18 protein-coding genes are annotated in these 21,631 nt (G+C 71.5%); 13 read left to right on the forward strand and 5 right to left on the reverse strand.

Annotated features, from left to right (window positions below):
* Positions 1–37 precede the first annotated feature (37 nt).
* From EV371_RS14975 to EV371_RS14995, 5 genes are all read left to right on the forward strand, one after another.
* Positions 38–514, forward strand: coding sequence for a formate dehydrogenase subunit gamma (locus tag EV371_RS14975; protein ID WP_207230497.1), 477 nt, complete (start codon positions 38–40; stop codon positions 512–514).
* Entirely contained in the window at positions 511–2,094 is a 1,584-nt protein-coding gene (locus EV371_RS14980; protein ID WP_130462575.1) for a formate dehydrogenase beta subunit, read from the forward strand. Before EV371_RS14975 ends, EV371_RS14980 begins: the two co-directional genes overlap by 4 nt.
* Positions 2,091–4,904, forward strand: coding sequence for a formate dehydrogenase subunit alpha (fdhF, locus tag EV371_RS14985; RefSeq protein ID WP_130462576.1), 2,814 nt, complete (start codon positions 2,091–2,093; stop codon positions 4,902–4,904). Before EV371_RS14980 ends, fdhF begins: the two co-directional genes overlap by 4 nt.
* Position 4,905: 1 nt before the next feature.
* Positions 4,906–5,124, forward strand: coding sequence for a formate dehydrogenase subunit delta (locus EV371_RS14990; RefSeq protein WP_130462577.1), 219 nt, complete (start codon positions 4,906–4,908; stop codon positions 5,122–5,124).
* A 106-nt stretch (positions 5,125–5,230) separates the two neighbouring features.
* Complete coding sequence (locus tag EV371_RS14995) at positions 5,231–5,767, forward strand: hypothetical protein (RefSeq protein WP_130462578.1); 537 nt, start codon at positions 5,231–5,233, stop codon at positions 5,765–5,767.
* Here EV371_RS14995 and EV371_RS15000 read toward each other — a convergent pair.
* Positions 5,672–6,514 carry a polyamine aminopropyltransferase gene (locus tag EV371_RS15000; RefSeq protein WP_349337268.1) on the reverse strand — a complete coding sequence of 281 codons (843 nt, stop codon included), beginning with the start codon at positions 6,512–6,514 and terminating at the stop codon, positions 5,672–5,674. The two genes, EV371_RS14995 and EV371_RS15000, sit on opposite strands and share 96 nt — an antisense overlap.
* Positions 6,515–6,721: 207 nt before the next feature.
* On the opposite strand from EV371_RS15000, the gene EV371_RS15005 reads away from it, so the two are divergent.
* The 3 genes from EV371_RS15005 to EV371_RS15015 are packed head-to-tail and all read left to right on the forward strand — an operon-like array spanning position 6,722 to position 9,648.
* Positions 6,722–7,573, forward strand: a complete 852-nt coding sequence (locus EV371_RS15005) for a TIM barrel protein (protein WP_130462579.1) — start codon at positions 6,722–6,724, stop codon at positions 7,571–7,573.
* 1 nt (position 7,574) lies between these two features.
* Positions 7,575–8,459: a 2-hydroxy-3-oxopropionate reductase gene (locus tag EV371_RS15010; RefSeq protein ID WP_130462580.1), complete on the forward strand. Its 885-nt coding sequence runs from the start codon at positions 7,575–7,577 to the stop codon at positions 8,457–8,459.
* 13 nt (positions 8,460–8,472) lie between these two features.
* Complete coding sequence (locus tag EV371_RS15015; RefSeq protein ID WP_130462581.1) at positions 8,473–9,648, forward strand: glycerate kinase family protein; 1,176 nt, start codon at positions 8,473–8,475, stop codon at positions 9,646–9,648.
* Positions 9,649–9,741: 93 nt separating this feature from the next.
* On the opposite strand, the gene EV371_RS15020 is transcribed toward EV371_RS15015, so the two are convergent.
* Positions 9,742–10,086: a hypothetical protein gene (locus tag EV371_RS15020; protein WP_130462582.1), complete on the reverse strand. Its 345-nt coding sequence runs from the start codon at positions 10,084–10,086 to the stop codon at positions 9,742–9,744.
* An 83-nt stretch (positions 10,087–10,169) separates the two neighbouring features.
* Complete coding sequence (locus EV371_RS15025; RefSeq protein ID WP_130462583.1) at positions 10,170–11,381, reverse strand: molybdopterin molybdotransferase MoeA; 1,212 nt, start codon at positions 11,379–11,381, stop codon at positions 10,170–10,172.
* A 191-nt stretch (positions 11,382–11,572) separates the two neighbouring features.
* Between EV371_RS15025 and EV371_RS15030 the strand changes: the two genes are divergently transcribed.
* Together EV371_RS15030 and fdhD are read left to right on the forward strand one after the other, a co-directional pair.
* The gene (locus tag EV371_RS15030) at positions 11,573–12,946 is read left to right on the forward strand and encodes an MFS transporter (protein ID WP_130462584.1); all 1,374 of its coding nucleotides are present in this window, start codon (positions 11,573–11,575) and stop codon (positions 12,944–12,946) included.
* Between the two features lie 81 nt (positions 12,947–13,027).
* A complete protein-coding gene (gene fdhD / locus EV371_RS15035; protein WP_130462585.1) occupies positions 13,028–13,876 on the forward strand; it encodes a formate dehydrogenase accessory sulfurtransferase FdhD in 849 nt (282 codons plus the stop codon).
* Positions 13,877–13,949: 73 nt separating this feature from the next.
* On the opposite strand, the gene sucD is transcribed toward fdhD, so the two are convergent.
* Positions 13,950–14,825, reverse strand: a complete 876-nt coding sequence (sucD, locus tag EV371_RS15040; RefSeq protein WP_130465930.1) for a succinate--CoA ligase subunit alpha — start codon at positions 14,823–14,825, stop codon at positions 13,950–13,952.
* A gap of 5 nt (positions 14,826–14,830) precedes the next feature.
* Positions 14,831–16,009, reverse strand: a complete 1,179-nt coding sequence (sucC, locus tag EV371_RS15045; RefSeq protein ID WP_130462586.1) for an ADP-forming succinate--CoA ligase subunit beta — start codon at positions 16,007–16,009, stop codon at positions 14,831–14,833.
* A 387-nt stretch (positions 16,010–16,396) separates the two neighbouring features.
* On the opposite strand from sucC, the gene frc reads away from it, so the two are divergent.
* The 3 genes from frc (at position 16,397) to EV371_RS15060 (ending at position 21,613) form a co-directional block, all read left to right on the forward strand.
* Complete coding sequence (frc, locus tag EV371_RS15050) at positions 16,397–17,626, forward strand: formyl-CoA transferase (protein WP_130462587.1); 1,230 nt, start codon at positions 16,397–16,399, stop codon at positions 17,624–17,626.
* A gap of 121 nt (positions 17,627–17,747) precedes the next feature.
* Positions 17,748–19,913, forward strand: coding sequence for an acetate--CoA ligase family protein (locus EV371_RS15055; RefSeq protein ID WP_130462588.1), 2,166 nt, complete (start codon positions 17,748–17,750; stop codon positions 19,911–19,913).
* 149 nt (positions 19,914–20,062) lie between these two features.
* Positions 20,063–21,613: an Nramp family divalent metal transporter gene (locus tag EV371_RS15060; protein ID WP_207230498.1), complete on the forward strand. Its 1,551-nt coding sequence runs from the start codon at positions 20,063–20,065 to the stop codon at positions 21,611–21,613.
* Positions 21,614–21,631 lie beyond the last annotated feature (18 nt).

Here is a 21,631-nt window from a genome sequence, read left to right on the forward strand (position 1 = left end):
TGGAGGTCCAGTCGGCGCGAGTGGAGGTGGGATCACCGTGGCCAGTCCGGACCCCTCGGTGACGGATCGGGTGCGCGCGCTGGTCGCGGCGCATCGTGGTGATCGTGGTGCGCTGTTGCCGATCCTGCACCGGATCCAGGCCGAGTTCGGCTACGTCGACCCCGACGTCGTGCCGGTCCTGGCCAGCGAGCTGAACATCTCCCGCGCCGACGTGCACGGGGTGGTCACCTTCTACACCGACTTCCGGGCCGAGCCGGCCGGGCGGACGGTGCTGAAGCTCTGCCGGGCCGAGGCCTGCCAGTCGGTCGGCGCCGAACAACTCGTCGGGTACGCGGAGCGGACCCTGGGCGTCAAGATCGGACAGACCACATCGGATGGTTCGGTCACCCTGGAGCAGGTGTTCTGCCTGGGCAACTGCGCGCTCGGCCCGGCCGGACAGATCGACGAGCGGGTGCACGGGCGACTCACCCCGGCCCTGCTGGACGCCCTGCTGACGAAGGCGGTGCAGGCATGACGGCCCCGGTGACGGTCTACGTACCCCGTGACTCGGCCGCCGTCTCGGTCGGCGCCGACCTGGTCGCCGCCGAGATCGAGCGGGCCGCGGCCGAGGCCGGCCGGGTGGTCCGGGTGGTCCGGAACGGATCGCACGGCATGCTCTGGCTGGAGCCGCTGGTCGAGGTGGTCACCGAGCGCGGCCGGATCGGGTACGGGCCGGTCGAGCCGGAGGCGGTCGCCGACCTCGTCGACGCCGGACTGCTCGACGGCGCCGACCACGAGCTGTGCCAGGGCGTCGTCGCCGAGCTGCCCTGGCTGCGCGACCAGACCCGGCTCTGCTTCGCCCGGGTCGGCGTCACCGACCCGCTCAGTCCGTCCGACTACCTCGCACACGGCGGTCTCGCCGGGCTGCGCCGCGCCCTGGAAATGAGCCCGGCCGAGGTGGTCGCCCAGGTCACCGAGTCCGGACTGCGCGGCCGGGGCGGCGCCGGCTTCCCGGCCGGAATCAAGTGGAAGACGGTCCTGGACACCCCCGGCGAGCTGAAGTTCGTCTGCTGCAACGCCGACGAGGGCGACAGCGGCACCTTCGCCGACCGGATGCTGATGGAGGGCGATCCGTTCACCCTGATCGAGGGGATGACCATCGCCGCGCACGCGGTCGGCGCCACCGAGGGCTACCTATACATCCGCTCCGAGTATCCCGACGCGGTACGGACGATGGGGCAGGCGATCGGGGTCGCCAGGGAACACGGCTGGCTCGGCGGCGACATCCTCGGCACCGGGCTCCGCTTCGACCTGCACGTCCGGGTCGGCGCGGGCGCCTACATCTGCGGCGAGGAAACCGCGATGCTGGAGAGCCTGGAGGGCAAGCGCGGCATGGTCCGGGCCAAGCCGCCGATTCCGGCGATCACCGGTCTGTTCGGCAGGCCGACCGTGGTGAACAACGTGCTCACCCTGGCCTCGGTGCCGACCATCCTCGCCGACGGTGCGGCGGCGTACCAGGCGCTCGGGGTGGAGCGGTCCCGGGGCACCCAGGTCTTCCAACTGGCCGGCAACGTCGCCCGGGGCGGCATCTTCGAGACCGCCTTCGGGATGACGCTGGGCGAGCTGATCCACAGCTACGGCGGCGGTACCCGCACCGGCCGGCCGGTCCGCGCGGTCCAGGTCGGCGGCCCTCTCGGGGCGTACCTGCCGGCGACCGGCCTGGACCTGCCGATGGAGTACGAGGCCTTCGCCTCGGCCGGCGCGATGCTCGGCCACGGTGGCATCGTGGTCTTCGACGACAGCGTCGACATGGCGGCGATGGCGAGATTCGCCATGGAGTTCTGCGCCGAGGAGTCCTGCGGCAAGTGCACCCCCTGCCGGGTCGGCGCGGTCCGGGGCGTCGAGGTGATCGACAGGATCACCGCCGGCCAGGACCCGGACGGAAACCTGGCCCTGCTGGGTGATCTATGCGAGCTGATGACCGAGGGGTCGCTCTGCGCGATGGGCGGCCTGACACCGATGCCGGTACGCAGCGCACTGCTGCACTTCCCGGACGACTTCACCGCCGGGGGGGAGCGGTCCGCCGGCCGATACGAGGAGGCCACACCGTCATGAGTCTGCTGAAGGAACCAGACCTCGGCACCCCCGCCCGGCCCGGCCCGGCGACCGTCACCGTGACCGTCGACGGCCATCCCGTCGCGGTTCCCGAGGGCACCTCGGTGATGCGGGCGGCGGCGCTGACCGGGATCGACATTCCGAAGCTCTGCGCCACCGACAGCCTGGAGGCGTTCGGCTCCTGCCGGCTCTGCCTGGTGGAGATCGACGGCCGTCGCGGCACTCCGGCCTCCTGCACCACCCCGGTCACCGAGGGCATGAGCGTACGCACCGAGTCGCCGAAGCTGGCGAAGCTCCGGCAGGGCGTGATGGAGCTGTACATCTCCGACCACCCGCTGGACTGCCTCACCTGTTCGGCCAATGGCGACTGCGAGTTGCAGGACATGTCCGGAGTGGTCGGGCTGCGCCAGGTCCGGTACGGCCAGGACGGCGCCAACCACCTCGACGAGAAGACCGACTCCAGCAACCCGTACTTCGACTTCGAGGCGTCCAAGTGCATCGCCTGCTCCCGCTGCGTGCGGGCCTGCGGTGAGGTGCAGGGGACGTTCGCGCTGACCATCGCCGGACGCGGCTTCGACTCCAAGGTGTCGGCCGGCGGCACCGACTTCATGAGCTCCGAGTGCGTTTCCTGCGGCGCCTGTGTGCAGGCCTGCCCGACCGCCACCCTCCAGGAGAAGACGGTGGTGCAGCTCGGCATGCCGACCCGGACCGTCGTCACCACCTGCGCCTACTGCGGTGTCGGCTGCTCCTTCAAGGCCGAGTTGCGCGGTGCCGAGCTGGTCCGGATGGTGCCCTACAAGGACGGCGGGGCGAACGAGGGGCACTCCTGCGTCAAGGGCCGGTTCGCGTTCGGCTACGCCAGCCACCCGGACCGGATCCTCACCCCGATGCTCCGGGAGAGCATCACCGACGAGTGGCGACCGGTCGACTGGGAGACCGCGATCTCCTACACGGCGGGGCGGCTCAAGGAGATCCAGGCCCGGCACGGGGTCGGGGCGATCGGCGGCATCACCTCCTCGCGTACCACCAACGAGGAGGTCTACGTGGTGCAGAAGATGATCCGGGCCGCGTTCGGCAACAACAACGTGGACACCTGCGCCCGGGTCTGCCACTCGCCGACCGGGTACGGACTGAAGCAGACCTTCGGCACCTCGGCCGGTACCCAGGACTTCCGCTCGGTGGCCGAGGCCGACGTGATCATGGTGATCGGTGCGAACCCGACCGACGCACACCCGGTCTTCGCCTCCCGGATGAAGCGCCGGATCCGCGAGGGCGCCAGGCTGATCGTCATCGACCCGCGCCGGATCGACCTGGTCCGGTCGCCGCACGTCGAGGCGACCCACCACCTCCAGCTCGCCCCCGGCACCAACGTGGCGGTGGTGAACGCGATGGCCCACGTGGTGCTCACCGAAGGGCTGGTGGACCGGGCCTTCGTCGACGAGCGCTGCGAGGACTTCGACGGCTGGGCCGAGTTCATCGCCCGGCCGGAGAACAGCCCGGAGGCGGTCGAGGACCTCACCGGGGTACCGGCCGAGGAACTCCGGGCGGCGGCCCGGCTCTACGCCACCGGCGGCAACGGTGCCATCTACTACGGGCTCGGCGTGACCGAGCACAGCCAGGGCTCGACCATGGTGATGGGGATGGCGAACCTGGCGATGGCGACCGGCAACATCGGCCGGGACGGCGTCGGGGTCAACCCGCTGCGCGGGCAGAACAACGTGCAGGGCTCCTGCGACATGGGGTCGTTCCCGCACGAGCTGCCCGGCTACCGGCACATCTCCGACGACGTCGTCCGGGGCGTCTTCGAGAACATGTGGGGACGCGAGCTGCTGGCCGAACCGGGGCTGCGGATCCCGAACATGTTCGACGCGGCGATCGACGGCAGCTTCCGGGCGCTCTTCGTGCAGGGCGAGGACATCGCGCAGTCCGACCCGAACATCACGCACGTGCATGCCGCGCTGGAGGCACTGGAACTGCTCGTGGTGCAGGACCTGTTCCTCAACGAGACGGCGAAGTTCGCCCACGTGTTCCTGCCCGGCACCTCCTTCCTGGAGAAGGACGGCACCTTCACCAACGCCGAACGCCGGATCAACCGGGTTCGGCCGGTGATGCCCCCGAAGACGGGCAAGCACGAGTGGGAGATCGTCGCCGAGATCGCCGAGGCGATGGGCTATCCGATGCGGTACGACCACCCGAGCCAGATCATGGACGAGATCGCCGCGCTCACCCCGACCTTCGCCGGGGTCTCCTTCGACAAGCTGGACAAGCTGGGCAGCGTGCAGTGGCCTTGCAACGACGGCGCGCCGGAGGGCACTCCGATCATGCACATGGACGGCTTCGTCCGGGGCCGGGGCCGGTTCGTGCAGACCCCGTTCGTGCCGACCCGGGAACGGAGCACCCGGAAGTTCCCGCTGATCCTGACCACCGGGCGGATCCTCAGCCAGTACAACGTGGGGGCGCAGACCCGGCGGACCAGTAACGTGGCGTGGCACCCGGAGGACGTACTCGAGATCCACCCGCACGACGCGGAGGTCCGGGGCATCAACGACGGTGACGAGGTCACCCTCGCCAGCCGGGTCGGTGCCACCTCGCTGCGCGCGGTCCTGACCGACCGGGTGCCGGTGGGGGTGGTCTACACGACCTTCCACCATCCGGTGACCGGGGCGAACGTGGTCACCACGGAGAACTCCGACTGGGCGACGAACTGTCCGGAGTACAAGGTGACGGCGGTGCAGGTCGGCCTGAAGAGTCCGTCGGCACCGGCCGGGGCTGCCGAGGCGGAGACCCGGCTGCCGGCGATGGCGGACTGAGATGTCGGCCAACACCACCTCGGCACAGGTCAGGCTCGCCAACGAGATCGCCGTGCACTTCCGGCACCAGCCGCCGGGCGAGGCGGCGGCGGCGATCGCCGCACACATTCGGGCGTTCTGGGATCCCCGGATGCGGGCCGACCTGCTGCGCCGGGCGGAGACCGAACCGGACGCGCTCGATCCGCTCGCCCTGGCCGCCGCCCGGTCGCTCGATAGCTGACGGCCTCGTTCCAGCCGCGCGTTGACCCGGCTGAATCCGGTCAGAGCGCCTTGCGTACGGTGATCAAGGTCCGTGGTCCGCTGCCCGGGCGGAGGGGACACGACCGATGAGCGCAGAGTTCGTCCGGGACGCGGCGATGACCGCCGTCATCCTTGGCTTCTTCGCCTCCTCCTGGTTCGGGTGGGCCCAGGACAAGCCGCCGCCGCGCTGGCCGAGGTGGCTCGGCATCGGGTCCGGTGGGTCGATGCTGATTGCGGCCGCCGGCGGCCTGCTCGCCTGGCGGCACTGGACCGACGGCACCGCTTTCGACGCGGACACCAGTAAGGCGTTCGGGGTGGTCGTCGGCATCGAGTTCGGCGCCGCCGGCCTCGGCGCGGTGGCCCTGGCGCTGGTCCGGCACAGGGAGCTGATCCCCGCCTGGGTCGCACTCGTCGTCGGGTTGCACCTCTTTCCGGTGGCGGTGCTGATGAACTATCCGCTCGTCCACCTACCGGCGGTCCTGGTGACCGTGGTGGCGCTGGTTGCCGTACCGGTGGCGCGGGCCCGGTCACTGCCGGTGAGTGCGGTGACCGGTGTCGGGTCCGGCGGCGCCCTGCTGGTCACTGCGCTGATTTCCCTGGCCAGCGCCCTGCTCTGGTCCTGAACCAGTTCGCTGGTGCCGGTCCGGGCCGGGTGGTGCCGCCCACTCCGCGAGGTAGACCGTGTTGGTCGCCTCGCGGTCCTGTAGGTGGTTGTGGAAACGCACCACCTGCGCCACCGGCCTCGTGAAGACCTCGGCGAGGGTGCGGGTGAACTCCTCGTCCGGCGGGTCGTTCGACCAGAGCGCGAAGGCGCCGCCCGGCAGCAGGTGGTCGGTGAGCCGGCGCAGGCCCTCGCGGCGGTAGAACGCCGCGTGGCTCGGATGCAGGACCTGCCGTGGCGTGTGGTCGACGTCCAGGAGGACGGCGTCGAACCGCCGGCCCGGTGCGTCGGGATCGAATCCGGCCCCGTTGGCCATGGCGAAGAAGTCGCCGCAGACCAGCCGGGTGCGCGGGTCGGCAGTCAACTCGGCGGCGTGCGGCAACAACCCTTCCCGGTGCCACTCGATCACCGCGCCGAGCCTCTCCACCACGGTCAGCGACCGCACCCGGGGATCGGCCAGCGCCGCGCGTGCGGTGTAGCCGAGCCCGAGTCCGCCGACCACCACGTCGAGGCCGGTGCCGGAGACCCGCGCCAGACCGAGCCGGGCGAGTTCGATCTCGGCCACCGGAAACAGGCTGGACATCAGGAACTCGTCGCCGAGTTTTACCTCGTAGACGTCGATCCGCAGGGAGGGCTCCAGCCTCCGCCGGAGACTGATCGTGCCGATGGGCGTGTCGCGCCGGTCGATTTCCTCGAAGCGCGCGCTCAACCCGGGCCCACCCCTCCACCTCGTCCGCTTGGGCGGGATCGTATCGCCCGGCTCGGACGTCCATGCCGGGCGGGGCCACTCCGGGTGTACGGCGATCACCTTGCACCTCGATCGGCTGCTGCGGCCGGGACTGGTGTACACTCACTTCCATACTGCATACAGAATTCTGTAGGTAATCAAGTCTCGTCCAGCCGCTCGGGAGGACCCGTGCCCGCCCACCACCTCCGCTACGACGTGAACTGCTCGGTCCTCTTCACCGAACTGCCCCTGCTGGAACGGCCGGCGGCGGCCAAGGCGGCCGGATTCGACGCCGTCGAGTCCTGGTGGCCGTTCACCGAGGCGGTGCCCCGGGCCTCCGAAGTGGAGGCGTTCCTCGCCGCCCTCCACGACGCCGACGTCCGACTGGTGGGGCTGAACTTCTTCGCCGGGGACCTGCCCGGCGGTGATCGGGGAGTGGTCTCCTGGCCGGCCCGGTCCGCCGAGTTCCGGGAGAACGTCGAACTGGTCGCGATGATCGGCGCCGCCACCGGCTGCCGGTCGTTCAACGCCCTCTACGGCAACCGGATCGCCGACCTGCACCCGAGCACGCAGGAGGAGACGGCAGTGGCCAATCTGGCCTTCGCCGCCGCCGCGGTGGCCCGGATCGGCGGCACGGTGCTCGTCGAGGCGGTCAGCGGCCCGCAGCCCTACCCGCTGCGTACCGCCGCCGACGTGGTCGCGGTACTCGACCAGCTGCTGGTCGAACGCGACATCCGCAACGTGGCCCTCCTCGCCGACCTCTACCACCTCACCGTCAACGGCGACGACGTGCCCAAGGTGCTCGCCGAGTACGCCGACCGGATCGGGCACGTGCAGATCGCCGACGCGCCCGGCCGGCACGAGCCCGGCACCGGTGAGATCGACCTCGACGGCCAGCTCGACCAGCTCGAACGGGCCGGCTACCGGGGCTGGGTCGGCCTGGAATACCTGCCCAGCGGACCGAGCGCGGACAGCTTCGAGTGGCTGCCCCGGCACCGCCGGGGCGGCGGTGCCGACCAGACCAACGAAGGGGAGCGCTGAGATGACCAGCATCGGTTTCATCGGCCTCGGCATCATGGGCGGTCCGATGGCCGTCAACCTGATCAAGGCCGGTCACGACGTCGTCGGCTACGACGTCAGCCCGGCCCGCAACGCCGCCTTGGACCAGGCCGGTGGCAAGGTCGCCGCCGGCATCGGCGAGCTGGTGCGGCAGGTCGACGTGGTGATCACGATGGTCCGCGACTCGGCCGACGTCGAGTCGGTCGCCCTGGGCGACTCCGGCATCCTGGCCAACGCCCGCCCCGGCCAGCTCTACGTCGACATGAGCAGCATCTCGCCGGGCACCTCCCGGCAGGTAGCCGAGGCCGCCCGGACCCTCTCCGTGCGGGTGCTGGACGCCCCGGTCAGCGGCGGCGAGGCGGGCGCGATCGGGGGCACCCTCTCCATCATGGTCGGTGGCGAGCCGGCGGACTTCGCCGCCGCCCGGCCGATCCTGGAGGTGCTGGGCGGTACCGTCGTGCACGTCGGTCCGGTCGGCGCCGGCCAGACCGTGAAGGCGGCCAACCAGCTCATCGTGGCCGGCACCATCGAGCTGGTCGCCGAGGCGATCGTCTTCCTCGAGGCGTACGGTGTGGACACCGAGGCGGCGGTCAGGGTGCTGGCCGGCGGCCTGGCCGGCAACCGCATCCTGGACCGTAAGGCGGCCGGGATGCTGGCCCGGCAGTTCCAGCCGGGCTTCCGGATCGACCTGCACCACAAGGACATGGGGATCGTCACCTCGGCTGCCCGGGAGGCCGGGGTGGTGATCCCGCTCGGTGCGACGGTCGCCCAGCTCATCGCCGCGCTCAAGGCACAGGGCGACGGCGGCCTCGACCACAGCGCGCTGCTCAAACTGGTCCAGCAGCTCTCCGGCCGGTCCGCCGGCTGACCACGTCGCGCCGATGGGGCACGTCCTACTGGCACCGGACAAGTTCAAGGGCTCGCTGACCGCCGCCGAGGTCGTCCACCATCTGTCCGCCGGGCTACGCCGGGCCGCACCCGGCATCGAGGTACGCGGCTTCCCGGTCGCCGACGGCGGTGACGGCACCCTCGACGCGGCGGTCTCGGCCGGCTTCCACCGGATCCCGGTCTCCGTCGCCGGCCCGACCGGCACATCGGTGGAAACCGCGTTCGGGTACGCCGACGGCGTGGCCGTGGTCGAGCTGGCGGACGCCTGCGGGCTGCGCCGGCTGCCGGCCGGGGTACCCGATCCGCTGCACGCGAGCAGTCGTGGTGCCGGCGAGGCGATCCGGGCGGCGCTGGAGTACGGGTGTGCCGAGGTGGTACTCGGGCTGGGCGGCAGCGCAAGTACCGACGGCGGGGCGGGGCTGGTCGGCGCGCTCGGCGTACGCCTGCTGGACGAACGCGGCGCGGAGTTGCCGGACGGCGGTGCGGCGCTGCGCCGCCTGCACCGGGTGGACCTGACCGGGCTGCATCCGGCGGTCCGGCGTACCCGGTTCGTGGTGGCCGGAGACGTGGACAACCCGCTGCTCGGCCCGACCGGTGCCGCCGCCGTGTACGGCCCGCAGAAGGGGGCGTCCACCGACGACGTCGCGGTACTGGAGGCGGGTCTGACCCGCTGGGCCGATCTGGTCGAGCCGGCGATCCGGGCGGCGGGTCCGCCCTGCGCCACCCCGGGCCCCCGGGTCAGGGACCGGGCCGGTGCGGGCGCGGCCGGCGGGGTCGGGTTCGCCGCGCTCGGCTTCCTCGGTGCGCGGTTCCGGCCCGGCATCGAACTGCTGCTCGACCTGCTGGGCTTTCCCGAGGCGGTGGCCGGCGCCGACCTGGTGGTCACCGGGGAAGGATCGCTGGACGCGCAGAGCCTGCACGGCAAGGCGCCGGTCGGGGTGGCCGGGGCTGCCGCCCGGGCCGGCGTGCCCACCGTGGCCGTCGCCGGCCAGGTCAGCGTCGGCCCGGAGGAACTGCGGGACGCCGGCATTCAGGCGGTCTACCCGCTGACCTCGGTCGAACCGGACCCGGCGGCCTGCCTGCACCGCGCCGCCGAGCTGGTCGAAAAGGTCGCGGAGCTGCTCGCCGCCGACTGGCTGGAACCGTCCGGGCAGGTCCGGCGGCGCTGACCCGGGTCGCCACCCCGGGGCGGCCAGGCGGGCTGCTCACGCTCCGGTGGACGTCGCCTGAACTGGGTAGACGCGACACAGACACGATTACGGTCAGTCAGTGGGACCGCCGAGGTCGCTGCTTCCGCCCTCCGCGGTGAACCACACGATCACCGAGAGCAGGACAGCGAACAGGCCGAAGCAGGCACCAACCAAGACGGACGGCTTGCCCAGGGCCGCCGCGACACTGAGTGCGCCGCCACCTACAGCAAAGATGCCGGTGAACTGCACCCGCTCGCGCCACCCCTGGTGTTCGGCCACATACGACCAGACGGTCGCGGCGACGATGCCGCAGCCGAGAACGATTCCGCCGGCCACGGTCTCAAAGACGCCCCCGATTATGAAGCCGATAACGGCACCAGCGGCGACGGCCGAAGCAATCCCTTTCGTCACGGCCACAAAGCACAGCGTATCGATGCCTGTCCAGTTGCTTGTTCTCCCGCGGGCCGCCGGAGACGGGCCGCCGGAGACGGGCCGCCGGCTCAGGCCGTGGCGGCGACCACCGGCCGGAACGGGACCGGAGCCGGCGAGGTCAGCGCGGTCTCGGCGGCCGGCAGCGCAAGCAACTCGACCTCCGCGCCGGCCCAGCCGGGCGGGACGACCGCGAGCGCGTCCGCCCCTGCGGCGCCCCAGAGCGAACCGGGGCGGTCGTGCCCGACCGGAATCGCCGCCGACCCGTCCCGGGCCACCGGCACCAACCGGGTGTCCCGGTCGTGCGGTGCTACCGGACCGGCCAGCGTCGCGGTCAGGTTCGCCGGTTCGGTACGCCCGGCGAGCCGGCCGAGCAGCGGGGAGAGCAGGGTCAGCGCGGCGACCAGGGCCGCGTACGGGTTGCCGGGCAGCCCGACCACGAACCGGCCGTCCGGCAGGCCGGCCAGGAGTTGGGGGTGGCCCGGCCGGCAGGCGACGCCGCGTACCGGTACCTCGGCGGCGAGCGTGTCCAGGGCCCGGCGCAGGTGGTCGGCGGCGCCGGCCGAGGTTGCTCCACAGACCACCAGCACGTCGGCGTCGGAGCGCAGCAACGCGGCGACCAGCGCCGAGGCGTCGTCGGCGATCCGGGTGGACCAGGCCAGCTCGGCTCCGGCGGCCCGGATCAGTCCCGGCAGCATCGGCCCGATCGCGTCCCGGACCTGTCCGGCCGTCGGGATGCCGGCGGTGCGCAGCTCCGCTCCGGTCAGCACGATGCCGACCCGGGGGTGCCGGTGCACGGTCAGGGTGTCGTGGCCGAGGCTGGCGGCCAGGCCGAGCACGACCGGGTTGACCACCGTGCCGGCGGGCAGCACCTCCTGACCCACCGGACAGTCCTCGCCCCTGCGGCGTACGTGCCGGCCCCGCTCGATCTCGCCGTGGACGGTCCGGTCCGTTCGGGTCGCCCGCTCGTACGGCAGTACGGCGTCGGCGCCGGCCGGCACCACGGCACCGGTGCCGATCTCGGCGGCGTCCCCGGCGGTCAGCGGTGCCGGTATGCCCGGATCGCCGGCCAGTACCCGTCCGGTGAGCCGCCACGGGCCGGGTCCCGCCACCGCGTATCCGTCCATCGCGGCGCAGTGGTACGCCGGCAGCGGGGCCAGCGCGACCAGCGGCACCGCCAGGGCGGAGCCGACCGCCTCGGACAGGGCCCGTTGGACGGTGCCGAGTGGCCGGGCGATCTCCCGGGCGCACCGCCGCGCCTCGTGCCAGGCGACGGCGCTCATCGCGCGGCGTCCCGGATCGGTGGCCTCAGCCCGCTCATGCCGCTCTCCTCGCCGCGTCGCCGACGTGATGACCTCGGGGGAACCCGACCGGTCGATCCGTTCGCCCGCAGATCGACCTGGACAGCCGCCCCTCGGTGGTAGAGAATAGTGCACTCACCATACAGTATACAGTGGCCAGTTGGAGGCATCAGATGACGGACTCCAGCAACGACACGGCGGTGCGCGAGATCAGCGACCTCTACGGCCGCCGCTACCGGATCGGCGAGAGCGACCGGGCCCTGCTGGGCCGGTCCCGGGCGTGGATGCTGCTGCTGCCCTGGGCCGCGATGCTGGCGATCAGCCTCTTCCAGTACGGCTACGGCGCCGCGCTGCCCACCCTGATCGAGGCGAACGGCTGGAGCCTGTGGCAGGCGTTCGCCGTACTCGCACTCTGGGTGATCTGCCAGGCGGGCAGTTCACCACTGGCCGGGTGGTGGTACCGGCGACTCGGCCGCCGGCTGGCCGTACCGATGCTCGTCGGCGCCGCCTGCTGCCTCACCGCACTGCTCACCCTGGCGCACCGGGCCGACCTCGCCACCGTGTTGCTCGGCTACTCGGTGCTCGGCGGCATCGGCGCCGGACTCGTCTACCTGACCTGCATCGCCTGCGTCACCGAGTGGTTCCCGGAGCGGATCGCTGGCCGGGTGGCGGTGGTCGGCGCCGCGTTCGGCTACGGGTCGATCCCATTCGTCGTGCTCGCCGGTTACGGCCTGGACGCCGGCAACCGGACGACGATGCTGACCGGGACCGCCGTCGCCGTCTTCGCGGTGGTGACCGCCTGCGGCGTGCTGATGCGCAAGCCGCCCCGCAACTGGTGGCCGGCGCAGATCGACCCGCAGCGCTGGGCCGTCGACCGGCGGATCAACCGCAGCATCCCGCACAACCGCCCCGCCGCCCGCCCCTACCCGCCCCGCGCGGCGGTACGCAGCGGAATGCTGCCGCTGATGTTCGTGGTGGTGGTACTCACCGCGACGATGGCGCTGTTCGACATCGCGTACCTGGCCGGCGCCGCGTACACCCAGGGGTTGCCGGCGCTGACCCTGGTGGCCGGGATCGGCGCGCTGGCCGCGTCGAACGGCATCGGCCGGGCGGTGACCAGCTCGCTCTCCGACCGGATCGGCCGGCGCGGCACCCTCGGCCTCTCCCTGCTGGTCGGCGGGATTGCCCAGTTCGGCCTGCTCGCGGCGGCGGCCAACGACAACCACCCGGCCGCCGTGGCGGGCTTCGCCGCGCTGGCCGGCGCGGGCACCGGAGCCGGCTACTCGCTGCTGGTCAGCCTGGTCCGGGACTGGTTCGGTGACGCCGCCACGGTGCCGAACTACGGCATCGTCTACACCGGCAAGGCGCTCGGCGGACTGCTCGGCATCGTGCTGGCCGGGCTGGTGGTGACCACCCCGGATTCGGTGGTGCCGTTTTTGGTGGCCGGTTCGCTGGGGCTGTTCGGTGCGGCGCTGACCCGCTGGATGCGCCAGCCCGGACTGGCGATGGTCCGGCTGCCGTCGCCGCTGCCCGCAGATCGGCTCTAGTGCGGACGGAGGCTGGTCGGCCCTACCGTGGAACGGGCCGACCGGCCGGGTGAGACCGAGCGAGGACGGTGGTGGGGCGGAATGGGACGGGTGACGAGCCGACGCCGGCTGGTCCGGATCGTCGACGGCGTGGTCAGCGAGCCGGTGGACACGCTGGCAGCGGAGGAGCCGATGGAGATCCGGGTGAACGGGCGTTCCCTGGTGGTGACCATGCGGACCCCGGGGGACGACTTCGACCTGGCGGCCGGCTTTCTGGTCAGCGAGGGCGTGGTGCGCGGCGCCGCTGAGATCGCCGGCATCCGCTACTGCGCGGGTGCCACCGCCGACGGGGCCAACACCTACAACGTGGTCGACGTGGTGCTGGCGGCCGGAGTGGCGCCACCGGACCCGTCGCTGGAGCGAAACTTCTACACCACCTCGTCCTGCGGACTCTGCGGCAAGGCCAGCCTGGACGCGGTGCGGACCAGCGCGGCCTGGTCGGTGGCCGACGACCCGGTGCGGCTCGACCCCGATGTGCTCAGCGCGCTGCCCGACGCCCTGCGGGCCGCGCAGCGGGTCTTCGACCGCACCGGCGGGCTACACGCCGCGGCGCTCTTCTCCGCCGACGGCCGGCTGCACTGCCTGCGCGAGGACGTCGGCCGGCACAACGCGGTGGACAAGGTCGTCGGTTGGGCGCTGCGCGACGGGCGGGTACCGCTGCGCGGCACCGTGTTGATGGTCAGCGGACGGGCCTCGTTCGAGCTGGTGCAGAAGGCGGTGATGGCCGGCGTCCCGGCGCTGGCCGCGGTCTCCGCGCCCTCCTCGCTCGCCGCCGACCTGGCCTCGGAGGCCGGGCTGACCCTGGTCGGCTTCCTCCGGGGCAGCTCGATGAACGTCTACGCCGGAGCGCACCGGCTGACCGAGCGGCCCCCGGCGACCCTGTCCGCCTGACAGTTCGGGGCGGGAGGTGCGCGGTCCGGACGGTGGTGTCGGACACCGTCCGGACCGGCGCCGCCGACGCGGATCAGCGCGCCAGCAACGTCTCGCGCATCAGGGCGGCGGTCTCGGACGGCGTCCGGCCGACCCGGACCCCGACCGCCTCCAGTGCATCCTGCTTGGCCAGCGCCGTACCGGACGACCCGGAGACGATCGCCCCGGCGTGCCCCATCGTCTTCCCCTCCGGGGCGGTGAACCCGGCGACGTAGCCGACCACCGGCTTGCTGACGTACTCGGCGATATACGCCGCCGCACGCTCCTCCGCGTCCCCGCCGATCTCGCCGATCATCACGATCGCCTCGGTCTCCGGATCGTCCTCGAAGGCCTGGAGGCAGTCGATGTGCGTGGTGCCGACGATCGGGTCGCCGCCGATTCCGACACAGGTGGAGAAGCCGAAGTCGCGCAGCTCGTACATCATCTGGTAGGTCAGGGTGCCGCTCTTGCTGACCAGGCCGATCGGGCCCCGCTTGGTGATGTCGGCCGGGATGATGCCGGCGTTGGACTGACCGGGACTGATCAGCCCGGGACAGTTCGGTCCGATGATCCGGGTGCGGTTGCCGGCGGCCCGGGTGTAGGCCCAGAACTCGACGGTGTCGTGCACCGGGATGCCCTCGGTGAGCACCACGGCCAGGCCGAGGCGAGCGTCGACCGCCTCCAGCACGGCCGCCTTGGCGAACCGCGGTGGTACGAAGACCACGCTGACGTCGGCACCGGTCGCCCGGACCGCTTCGGCGCAGCCGTCGTAGACCGGGATGCCGTCGACGTCCCGGCCGCCCTTGCCCGGGGTGACCCCGGCGACGATGTTGGTGCCGGCGGCGAGCATCCGACGGGTGTGCCGGGTCCCCTCGGTGCCGGTGATGCCCTGGACCAGCACCCTGCTCTTCTCGGTGAGGAAGATTGCCATGGTTGTCACGCCCCCCTGCCGGCGAGTTCGGCGGCGAGCCGCGCCGCCCCGTCCATCGTGTCCACCAGCCGTACGCCCGGAAGCGCGGCCTCGGTGAGGATCCGCCGCCCCTGTGCGGCGTTGTTGCCGTCGAGGCGGACGACCAGCGGTTTGCTGATCGCCTCACCCCGGGCGGCGAGCAGCCCGACCGCCGCGACGATGCCGTCGGCGACCGCGTCGCAGGCGGTGATCCCGCCGAAGACGTTGACGAGGACGCTGCGCACGTCGGGATCGCCGAGGACGATCTCCAGACCGTTCGCCATCACCTCGGCCGAGGCGCCGCCGCCGATGTCGAGGAAGTTGGCCGGCCTCACCCCGCCGTACTCCGCACCGGCGTAGGCGACCACGTCCAGGGTGCTCATCACCAGTCCGGCGCCGTTTCCGATCACTCCGACGGCGCCGTCCAGCTTGACGTAGTTGAGGTCCCTCTCGGCGGCCCTGGCCTCCAGCGGGTCGGTGGCGCCGATGTCGACGTACCGCAGGTGCCCGGGCTGGCGGAACCGGGCGTTGTCGTCCAGCGTCACCTTGCCGTCCAGGGCCCGTACGCTGCCGTCGGTCAGTCGGGCCAGTGGATTGATCTCGACCAGGGTGGCGTCCTCCGACCGGAAGACGTGCCAGAGCCGGACGAGCACCCGGGCCACCTCCTCGCGTACCCCGTCGGGCAGCCCGGCGTCGGTGGCCAGCCGGCGCGCGCCGGGCAGGTCGAACCCGTCGGCCGGGTCCACCCAGGCCCGGGCCAGCGCCTCCGGGTTCTCCGCCGCCACCTGCTCGATCTCGACGCCGCCCTGCGCGCAGGCGAGGGCCAGGAACGACCGGTTGGACCGGTCGAGCAGGAACGACACGTAGTACTCGTCGGCGATGTCGCCGGCCTCGGTGACCAGCACCCGGTGCACGGTGTGGCCCCTGATGCCCATCCCGAGGATCCGGCTGGCCGCGTCCCGGGCCGCGTCTGGCCCGTCGGCCAGTTTCACCCCGCCGGCCTTGCCCCGGCCGCCGGTCTTGACCTGTGCCTTGACCACCACGCGTCCGCCGATCTCGGCGGCGGCCGCGTGGGCCTCGTCGGGCGTACCGGCCACGCGGTTGCGGCTGACCGGTACGCCGTGCGTGGCGAAGAGTTCCTGTGCCTGGTGCTCCAACAGGTCCACCGGGCCTCCCTTCTTCTCGACCTTCGGTGGGTTGGCTCCGACCGCCCGTGGGCGGGTCCCGGACGGGCGGTCGGAGAGCCGGGGGAGTGCGGATCGGACCGGAGGTAAGGGTCGGACCGGGATGGGGTGCGGGCAGCGGAAGCGGGTTCTGACCCGCACCGACGCACGGGGGTCGCACCGCCGGGACCTCAACGACTTCGGCGGAAAACGTCCCGCTACCCCCTAGACACTCCGCTGTTACATGCGCCACGATATTGCCTACCCCATACGGTATGCAATCCCGGGCAGGGGTGGATCGAACAGGTCCACGGCAACCGCGACGGCAGGCAACCGAGGCATCAGCTCGACGGCCGGCAGTGCACGGCGGGGCGCGCACAGGAGGTTGGCATGGGTAAGGCACTGGAGGGCGTACGGGTCCTCGACATGACGCACGTACAGTCCGGCCCCTCGTCCACGCAGATCCTGGCGTGGCTGGGCGCGGACGTGATCAAGTTGGAGGCGCCGGGCCAGGGTGACATCACCCGTACCCAGCTGCGCGACATCCCGAACGTGGACAGCCTCTACTTCACGATGCTCAACGGCAACAAGCGCAGCATCACCCTGAACATGAAGCACGAGCGGGGCAGGGAGGTCTTCACCCGGTTGGTGTCCGGCGTGGACATCCTGGTGGAGAACTTCGGCCCCGGGGTGGTGGAGCGGTTCGGCTTCCCCTGGGAACGGCTCCAGGAAATCAACCCCGGCCTGGTCTACGCCTCCATCAAGGGCTTCGGGCCGGGCCGCTACGCCAACTTCAAGGCGTACGAGGTGATCGCCCAGGCGATGGGCGGGGCGATGAGCACCACCGGCTTCGAGGACGGGCCGCCGACCGCCACCGGAGCGCAGATCGGCGACTCCGGCACCGGCATCCACCTGGTCGCCGGCATCCTGGCCGCGCTCTACCAGCGCACCCGCACCGGGCGGGGGCAGCGGGTGCAGGTCGCCATGCAGGACGCGGTGCTCAACCTCTGCCGGGTCAAGCTGCGAGACCAGCAGCGGCTGGCGCACGGCCCGCTGGGGGAGTACCCGAACGAGACCTTCGGCGACGAGGTGCCCCGCTCCGGCAACGCCTCCGGCGGCGGCCAGCCCGGCTGGGCGGTGCGGTGCGCCCCCGGCGGACCGAACGACTACATCTACGTGATCATCCAGCCGGTGGGCTGGAAGCCGCTCTGCGAGCTGATCGGCAAGCCCGAGCTGGCCGACGACCCCGCCTGGAACACCCCGCAGGTGCGCCTGAACAAGCTCGACAAGGCGTTCGCGCTGATCGAGGAGTGGACCGAGCGGCACACCAAGCAGGAGGTCATGGAGCGGCTCAACGCGTACAACATCCCGTGCGGGCCGATCCTGTCGACCAGGGAGCTGATCGAGGACGAGACCCTCGCCCAGCTCGGCTCGGTGGTCGAGGTCGCGCATCCCGCGCGGGGGGCGTACAAGACGGTCGGCAACCCGATCAAGCTCTCCGACTCGCACGTCGAGGTGGAGCGCTCGCCGCTGCTCGGCGAGCACACTCGCCAGGTCCTCGGCGAGTTGGGCTACTCCGAGGACCAGGTCGGCGAGCTGCGCGCCGCCGGCGCGGTCTGAATGGCCGGACGTCATCCGACGGCGTCCGGCACCGCATCCGCGACCACCGTCCGAGCCGAACCGCACGTTCCCCGGTCCGCCGGCACCGCCGGCACCGGCGTTCCCCGAAGGAGACGACGTCATGCCATCCAACGACAGCAGCTACGACCGCGAGGCCGTGCGGCGGGTGCTGGACCAGGCCGCCGCCCAGGGCCGGAGTTCGCTGACCGCTCCCGAGGGGCGGCTGGTGGTCGAGGCGTACGGGATCGCCACCCCGGGTGAGGGCCTGGCCGGTAGCGCCGAGGAGGCGGTCGCGCTGGCCGAGCGGATCGGCCTGCCGGTGGTGCTGAAGATCGTCTCGCCGGACATCCTGCACAAGACCGAGGCCGGCGGCGTGCTGGTGGGCCTGCGCACCGCCGAGGAGGTGGCCGCGGGGTACGACACCATCCTCGCCAACGCCCGGGCGTACCGGGCGGATGCCGAGATCGTCGGGGTGCAGGTGCAGCGGCAGCTCGACGCCGGCCACGAGGTCATCGTCGGTACGGTCACCGACCCCACCTTCGGCAAGGTGGTCGCGTTCGGGCTCGGCGGCGTACTCGTCGAGGTGCTCAAGGACGTGACGTTCCGGCTCGCTCCGACCGACACCGACACCGCGCTGTCGATGATCGACGGGATCGCCTCGGCCGAGATCCTGCGCGGGGTACGCGGCGCCGAGCCGGCCAACCGTGCGGTGCTGGCCGACCTGATCGTCCGACTGTCGCACCTGGTCACCGACTTCCCGGAACTGGCCGAGGTGGATCTCAACCCGGTGCTGGCCACCGCCGCCGGTGCGACCGCGGTGGACGTGCGGATCCTGGTCGACCCGGCCGCGGCGGTGCGGCCGGAGCGCTTCACCGACGAGGAGATCCTGGCCAGCATGACCCGGATCATGCGGCCGGCCTCGGTCGCGGTGATCGGCGCCTCCGCCGAGGCCGGCAAGATCGGGAACTCGGTGATGAAGAACCTGGTCAACGGCGGCTACCAGGGCGAGATCTACCCGATCAACCCGAAGGCCAGCGAAATCGAAGACCGCAAGGCGTTCCGGAGCATCTCCGACGTGCCCGGCCCGGTCGACGTGGCGGTCTTCGCCATCCCGGCGAAGTTCGTGCCGCAGGCGCTGGCCGAGGTCGGCGCCAAGGGGGTCGCCGGGGCGATCCTGATCCCGTCCGGGTTCGGCGAGACCGGCAACCACGAGTTGCAGGCCGAGGTGGTCAGGGTCGCCCGCGAACACGGCGTACGCATCCTCGGGCCGAACATCTACGGCTACTACTACACCCCGGAGAACCTCTCGGCGACGTTCTGCACCCCGTACGACGTCAAGGGCGGGGTGGCGCTCTCCTCGCAGAGCGGCGGCATCGGGATGGCCATTCTCGGCTTCAGCCGGGCCGCCCGGATGGGGGTCTCCGCGATCGTCGGCGTCGGCAACAAGGCCGACATCGACGAGGACGACCTGCTGACCTTCTTCGAGAGCGACCCGAACACCCAGCTCATCGCCATGCACCTGGAAGACCTCAAGGACGGCCGGTCGTTCGCCGACACCGCCCGCCGGGTCTCCAGGACCAAGCCGGTGGTGGTGCTCAAGGCGGGCCGCACCGACCAGGGCGCCAGGGCGGCCAGCTCGCACACCGGGGCGCTGGCCGGCAACGACATGGTCTACGACGACATCCTGCGCTCCAACGGCGTGATCCGGGCCCCGGGCCTGAACGACCTGCTGGAGTACGCCCGGGGCATCCCACTGCTGCCCACCCCGCGGGGCGAGAACGTCGTCATCATCACCGGTGCCGGCGGCTCCGGGGTGCTGCTCTCGGACGCCTGCGTGGACAACAAGCTCACCCTGATGGAGATCCCACCGGACCTCGACGAGGCGTTCCGCAGGTTCATCCCGCCGTTCGGCGCGGCCGGCAACCCGGTGGACATCACCGGCGGTGAGCCGCCGTCGACCTACCGCAACACCATCGCCCTGGGACTGTCCGACCCCCGTATCCACTCGCTGATCCTCGGCTACTGGCACACCATCGTCACCCCGCCGATGGTCTTCGCCGAGCTGGTCGTCGACGTGGTCGAGGAGTTCCGGGCCAAGGGCGTCCACAAGCCGGTGGTCGCCTCGCTCGCCGGCGACGTCGAGGTCGAGGAGGCCAGCGAGTACCTGTACCGGCACCGGATCGTCGCCTACCCGTACACCACGGAGAAGCCGGTCGCGGTGCTCGGCGCCAAGTACCGGTGGGCACGTTCCGCCGGTCTGCTGGGCGGCCAACCGGACGGCCGCTGAGCAATGCACGGTTCCACCCGACCGGTCAGTTGGAGGGGCCACTAAGCGACACGGCGACCCGCTCCGCGGCCAAGGGTCAACGGACACAAGCGTCGGAACCGGCCCGTCCTCCGGCTCCGTACGACGTCACAGTCCCCAGGAGGTCCAGCGTGGACGCTTCGAACAGCCCTTATCCAACCCAGCCGACCAGTACCACCCCGGCGGCCGGCACCGCCGCGATGCCCGAGCAGCCTGGCGGTGTCCCGGCGGCACCCCCCGCCGAGGAGCGCGTGTGGCGGGCCGGACGGCTCGAACCGATGCCGATCCGGGAACTGCCCAAGGCTCCGCCCTCGATCCACCTCCTCGGCCCGACCGTGTTCCTCGTCGCGCTCGGCGTGGGCATGGGCGAGTCGTACATGTGGCCCCGACTGGTCCTGATCTTCGGGCCGGAGATCCGGTGGCTCTTCCTGATCGGTGTCACCCTGCAGGCCTTCGTGATGCTGGAGATGGCCCGGTACGCGATGGCGACCGGAGAGAGCATCTTCTTCGGGGCCGCCCGGGTCTTCAAACCACTGATGTGGTTCTTCTTCAGCGTGGCGATCCTGGTCTACATCTGGCCCGGACACCTCTCGACCGGCGCCGCCGCCTTCGAGGAGGTGACCGGCATACCCTGGACGGTCAGCGCCTGTGTCGGGCTGATCCTGGTCGGCGTGGTGTTCAGTCTGGCCAAGGTGATCTACCCGCTGCTGGAGAGCCTGCTCGGCCTGCTGATCGGCGTACTGGTGATCGGCACCTCGGTGGTCGCCTCGATCGTCGGGCAGTGGAGCGACGTCACCTCCACGCTCGGCGGCATGTTCCACTTCGGCTACCTGCCGGACGAGGCGATGTCGGCGGCATGGTTCCCGGTCATCGTCGGGGCGATCGCCTTCGCCGGCCCGTCCGGGATGCAGCAGATGTGGTACACACTGCACCTGCGGGACTCCGGTGCCGGCATGGGCGCGCACATCCCGAAGATCCGTGGCCTGCGGCACGCGGGCGAGCAGGAGGAGATGCCGTCCCGCGGCTTCATGTTCGACACCGACAGCCCGGAGGAGATGAGGAAGTGGAAGGGCTGGAGACGCTGGGTCACCTTCGACGCCCTGCTGCTCTTCTGGGGCGTCACGATGCTGGTCACCATCTCGTTCACGGTGCTGGCCCAGACCGCCGTCCGGGAGAACCCGGGCGTCGGGGACGTGATCCGCGACGGGGAGCGGGAGGCGGCGCTGACCGCGATGGCCGACGCGTTCGCCGCGGCCGGGGCGCCGGTGCTGCACGGGGTCTTCCTCGGCTTCATCGCGCTGATCGGCCTCAACGCCACGCTCGGCCTCTTCGACTCGTTCTCCCGGGGCCAGGCGGACATGACCTACCACTTCGTGCCCGGGGCCAAGCGGTTCAGCATGTCGAAGCTGTACGCCGGGTTCCTCTGGGGCGTCATCACGTTCGGCATCCTGATCCTGAACTTCGGGCCGGCGGACGGCCCGGGCGCGATCCTCGACGTGCTGGCCTTCCTCTCCACCTTCGCGATGGGCGCGTACTGTGTCGTGCTGCTGTTGGTGAACAACCGCATGTTGCCGAAGCCGATCCGGCCGGGCATCGTGCAGAACGCGGTGATCGGGTTCGGCGCGCTGTTCTATCTCGGGATGCTCGTCTACAGCCTGCTCCGGTTCGGCGTGGTCATATGAGCCGGCCGGCCGCGGGAC

It is taken from the genome of Plantactinospora sp. CNZ321, assembly GCF_004217235.1.